This is a genomic window from Mesonia aestuariivivens (assembly GCF_019311235.1).
GTDB lineage: Bacteria > Bacteroidota > Bacteroidia > Flavobacteriales > Flavobacteriaceae > Mesonia > Mesonia aestuariivivens.
Genome location: NZ_JAHWDF010000035.1, coordinates 1 through 4,759 on the forward strand (window position 1 = coordinate 1; position 4,759 = coordinate 4,759).

General features: G+C 34.8%; 6 protein-coding genes. 1 reads left to right on the forward strand and 5 read right to left on the reverse strand.

Translation table 11 applies throughout. From position 1 onward, the window contains the following. The 5 genes from KW502_RS14960 to KW502_RS14980 form a co-directional block, all read right to left on the reverse strand. On the reverse strand, positions 1–256 hold a 256-nt coding region (locus KW502_RS14960), incomplete at its 3' end, for a transposase (protein WP_219041362.1). 325 nt (positions 257–581) lie between these two features. Then, on the reverse strand, positions 582–1,637 hold the full coding sequence (locus KW502_RS14965) for a hypothetical protein (RefSeq protein ID WP_255554288.1): 1,056 nt from the start codon (positions 1,635–1,637) through the stop codon (positions 582–584). Then, entirely contained in the window at positions 1,637–3,001 is a 1,365-nt protein-coding gene (locus KW502_RS14970) for a DNA cytosine methyltransferase (RefSeq protein ID WP_255554289.1), read from the reverse strand. The genes KW502_RS14965 and KW502_RS14970 overlap by 1 nt, the downstream gene beginning before the upstream one ends. 2 nt (positions 3,002–3,003) lie before the next feature. Further along, positions 3,004–3,312 carry a helix-turn-helix domain-containing protein gene (locus KW502_RS14975; RefSeq protein ID WP_073213730.1) on the reverse strand — a complete coding sequence of 103 codons (309 nt, stop codon included), beginning with the start codon at positions 3,310–3,312 and terminating at the stop codon, positions 3,004–3,006. Positions 3,313–3,680: 368 nt separating this feature from the next. Then, on the reverse strand, positions 3,681–3,899 hold the full coding sequence (locus tag KW502_RS14980) for a helix-turn-helix domain-containing protein (RefSeq protein ID WP_219041363.1): 219 nt from the start codon (positions 3,897–3,899) through the stop codon (positions 3,681–3,683). A 229-nt stretch (positions 3,900–4,128) separates the two neighbouring features. Here KW502_RS14980 and KW502_RS14985 point away from each other — a divergent pair. After that, a partial coding sequence (locus KW502_RS14985) for an RNA polymerase sigma factor (RefSeq protein WP_219041364.1) occupies positions 4,129–4,759 on the forward strand: 631 nt, incomplete at its 3' end.

The following is a 4,759-nucleotide window of genomic DNA, read 5'->3' on the forward strand; positions in this document are numbered from 1 at the left end:
GATAAGCCTCTTTCTCCAATCTTCGGGAAGATCGCATCTGGTTCATATAGCCATAGATAAAGAGTTTGAGCAGATCAGCCGGATCATAGGGCGGCCTCCCTTGAGTAGCTATGGTTTGAAAGCCCATCTGTGATAAATCGAGCAAATTGACAAATTGATCAATGAGTCGTACGCTATTCTCCCCAGGGATCATATCATCCAAACAGGTTGCGTAAAGGCTGAGCTGTTCCCGGTCTTGTCCTTGTTGGTATTCCATACCTTAAAAATAAACATACCAAAGATCATATCCTGAAAAATAATCGGTAAAGATGGCATGGTTTTGAGACAGTCTGACGGTCTCGGCTATGCGTAGTGCGGGATTTCAAGGCACTTCATTGTCCGTTTAGCAGTTAGTTTATTTAATGTAATTACTTTCATATAAGCACTTTAACCCGCATTACGTATAGCCATTGTTGGGCAATCGTACTTTTTTTTCGTCCGTCTGTCAGCGTTGGCAAAGACATACTCTTTTGCAATTTTTGGCTCGTGTGTCGGCTGGTGCGAATTGCAAATGTGTACGGCTTTTAGCGTTGGCTTTTCCATCACAATATTAATTCGTTCAGCATCTGTTTTAAGTTCAAATGTTTTGCTCCACTTACAGTTTTTGAATTCATTGAAACTAACTCAATCCAATCCATTATTTTTTTCTTTTCGCTCGTTTTCTCATTCCAATATTCGGTTAACTCAATTGATGATGTGTTAATCAAAACCTCTAAAACCGAGTCTATATTCTCAAACAGCTTAATATAGATTCTTGGAATATTTTTGTAAGTCTTATTCTTGATTAGATAATCGTCTTTTCCGCCTGCTGTAAATAAATCTCTAATATTTGGGCAAACAACGGATTCCTTTGTTACTAACCAAATCGCTAGTCGAGCAAACTTGTCTCCTCGATTACTAAAAACTTCTGGAAAGTAAACCATTGCTCTATTTTTTATTTCTTGCTTTTCTCGTTGGTTTAGATTATTCCAAATATTAATTACAAGATTACTTGCTTGTTCTGTATCTTGTATCCACCACAAATCTTGTCCAGGTTTCAATTTACTTTTGTAGTAGTCAGTAATTGGTTTAATCGGATTTTGTTTTTGTCGTAAAGTGTCGTAAGGCGTATTTATTTTGTCAAATATTGTTTTGCCTTTCTCCAAGTTCATATCGATTAAATATCTTGGCGAGTGAGTTACAACAACCTCTGACAAACATTCTTCATATGCTCTGCATTTGAATTCAATCGGTTTTCCAAGTTTGCCAAATAGCATAAATATTCTCTCAACATCTTCAACTCTTGTCGATTCTAAAACACTATTTCCTGTCGTCTTCCAATGATTTTGAGTAGTAGTTTTTACTTCTATTCCGTAAAATTTATTTGCGATAATGTCAGGAAATTTTTGCCCACCAATAACTTCAATTGAATTTTCAAAAGCAGTTCCCACAGCTAATTCAGTCATTACGTCTCCAACGTAAGGTTCAAGTTTATTGCCTTTTAGTTGTTCTATCTTTTTTGGCGATTTTTTGGCGTGTGCATTTAATTCAATAATTGTTGAATTAAGCAAAGCGGTGAACTCGTTTTTATGCGGTTCTGAATTTACAGATACTACCATTACATTTTAAAATATAAATTCCAAACATCTTCTATTCTCTTTGCTAAATTGTAAGCGAGTAGAGGCGGAACGGCATTTCCAATTATTTTATATGCTTTTGATGGACTTACCAAATATGAGCCTTTACGACCTTGTTTGTTCTCAATTACAAATTCATAATCGGGTGGAAAAGTCTGGATTAAAGCACATTCTCTTGGTGTTAAACGTCTTTCTTTTAATCCTTTTGAAAGTTCTTCTGTTAGTATTCCCCCATTTTTTTTAGATAATCGTCTAAACTCTATATTTCCGTGGTGTTCTGCTCGGATTGTTGGGCTAATACCATCAGGTTTAATTTCTATTTGTCCTTGACAATGTTTACCCATAAACTTTGCTTTTGAGTAAAATTTTTGGGATAAATCAATTGATTTTTCTGGTTCTTCTAAATTTGCAAAAAGCTCTTTTAAATCTACGTGACGTTTTAAATTATCGCCATCCGATGTATATGCGTGAGTTGGTTTTGGGTAAGGGTTGTATTTATCTGATATAATCTCCTTTTCCAATTCATCTAATGCGGATTTTTTTAAAGCAGATTTCTTGATTCCAATAAAGAAAACTCTTTCTCTTGATTGTGGAACTCCATAATCAGCCGCATGTAAAACTCTTGGCTTTAAAACTAAATATCCATTATCTCCTGTAGATGAAAAATCACTTTGGATAATGTCTTTTACATTTGAAAGGTTTACCAATCCCTTTACATTTTCTGCAACGAAAATTTTAGGTTGAGTAATTTCAATCACTTGTTTCATCCACATATAAAGCTTTCCACGAGTTTCTTCTGTGGCACAAGTTTCAGTGTTTAGTTCGCCTTTGTGGTTTTTATGGGAATTAAAGCCATTTCTTTTTCCAGCGACACTAAAATCTTGGCAAGGAAAACCACCTGTAACGATGTCAATATTTTCAGGAAATACTTTAGTTCCGCTTTGATGAAGTTTTACTAAATCAACGATACTATCGGTTTGATAATCTTCTATATCGTGTCCTCTTTTGGAAAAATAATGCACCCAAGCATTTCTTGCATCTTTTAAAATGTCGTTTGCAAAAACTGTTTTGAAACGAGTTTTTTTGAGTTGTACAAAATTATTGTCAAGTTCATTTGCTATAAAATCAGGATTTAAAATTTCGTTTACAGAAGATTTTAAAACAGAAAAGTCGCCCTCAAAACCTAAATCCATTCCTCCACAGCCTGAAAATAGAGAAAGCATATTTAAAGTTGATTTGCCTTTTTCCTTTTCATTCTGCAATTCAGTTTTTACGTTGAATTTTACAGCCAATTGTGGTTCTTCAACTACGCTTGTGTTTTCAATATCAGTTGTCAATGTTCGCATAGTTAATTTTTTACAGGATGAGATTTTAAATATTTTATTTTTCTTTCTGCCACTTTTAAAGCTTTGTTTGCACAATCTTCGTTTGCAATTTCATAAGCAATTTTGTCACTTATAAATTGAATCATTAATTCATCTTTATCGAGTTTTAGGATTTCGGCAAGTCGTTCCAACATTTCCTTCGTTGGTTTTCGCTCGTTTCTTTCGATTTTACTCAATATTGCTTGGTCAATATCAACATAAGCAGAAACTTGTCTTAAAAGCAGTCCCAACTCTTGTCTTTTGTTCCTTAATATTTGTCCGATTGTTTCCATTTGAAATTTATAACTTGACAGTAAGTGTCAAATATAGATAAAATTTTTTAAGGCAAGTATTCAGATAGTATTTTTTCGAGCTTTGGAAAAAAACAGCTCTTTTGGTTTTTTCAGTGTTGGCTTTTGTGTCGGCAAAAACCAAATGTGCTGTTTGTGCGGTGGGCTTTTTCAGTATGTTGCCCAACTGGTTATATCATAACGAATATAACCGTTTTTGGCTAAATACTTCCGGATAAACCAACTTTTTAGGTTGTAATATCAGCATAAAAAACACCTATCATAGAAAATTTTATTTCCGAAAATTAACCCCTTCTTCTTTTTCTAATGGATTTCCATATATAAAGTATTTAAAACAATAGCCTCCTACTCTACTCTTTTGGTAACTCTATACCCTTACAAACGTATGTAAAAAGAAAACCAGGATCTTCATCTATAGCTAACGCAATTAAATATAACTCCCTAACTCTTAATTGAGTGTTTGGATTATTAGCCAATTCACTCAAGCGAGTTTTGCTAATTCCTGTTTTACGAGAAACATCTGATCTATTAATAGATTTTTTAGCAAAGTAGAGTCCTAATTCTGTCATTGATTTTATTACTTTTTCAGTACATAAAGTTAGGCTTTAAGTTAATTTTTTCCGATTATCTAAACTTTTACTTGTGAATTTATCTTTTAATCAATACATTTATACCGAATTTCAGAACAAAACACCTTAATTAATGAAATTAATTTTTAATATATTAACCTAATATCCCATTTCACACCCTCATTTCTACTTTAAAAAAGCTAAAAATGCACATTAAAACCTAAATCTTATGCAAACCCAAGTCTTCAACAACCTCAAACAAGGCAAGCCCATCGCTTTAGAACACCTCTATCAACAATACAGCCGCATGCTTTTTTGGCTGGGCAAGCAATTGATACGGGATGAATTTGTAATTGAGACCTTGGTGCAAGATTGTTTTTTGAAGCTTTGGAAACATCGGGATACCCTAGAAACGCCACAGCACATCTTCTTCTTTTTACGCTATGTGATGAAACGGGAATGCACCTATTACTACTGTAGGCCCCGCAACCACTTTTACCGCAGCATGAACAGGTTAGAATTGTTTGGGAATTATCAAGACTTTATGCTGGGGCACGATCCCGCCGCTGAAGAAGACCAGCATTTATTAGCCCAAGAAGCCACACAAAAAGCTTTTGACCAAGTTAAAAAAGTACTGCCCTTTTTGGGTGCGGAGCGGCAACGGTTAATAGAACTCTGCTTGACCTATGGCTTTCAATACAAAGCCATTGCCGAGGTGATGGGTAAAGGAATCACCGAAACGGCGAATGAGGTGAAACGCAGTATTGAAGCCCTAAAAAATATTATTCACCAAGGCCATTCCCTAGAAGATAAGGAGCGCGTTCGTTCGCTAACTATACAAGGTAAAATGACCCCAACGC

Coding starts and splice junctions, on each gene's coding strand:
- KW502_RS14975 (WP_073213730.1), bottom strand. CDS start 3,312: ATGGAAACAATCGGACAAATATTAAGGAACAAAAGACAAGAGTTGGGA.
- KW502_RS14970 (WP_255554289.1), bottom strand. CDS start 3,001: ATGCGAACATTGACAACTGATATTGAAAACACAAGCGTAGTTGAAGAA.
- KW502_RS14980 (WP_219041363.1), bottom strand. CDS start 3,899: ATGACAGAATTAGGACTCTACTTTGCTAAAAAATCTATTAATAGATCA.
- KW502_RS14965 (WP_255554288.1), bottom strand. CDS start 1,637: ATGGTAGTATCTGTAAATTCAGAACCGCATAAAAACGAGTTCACCGCT.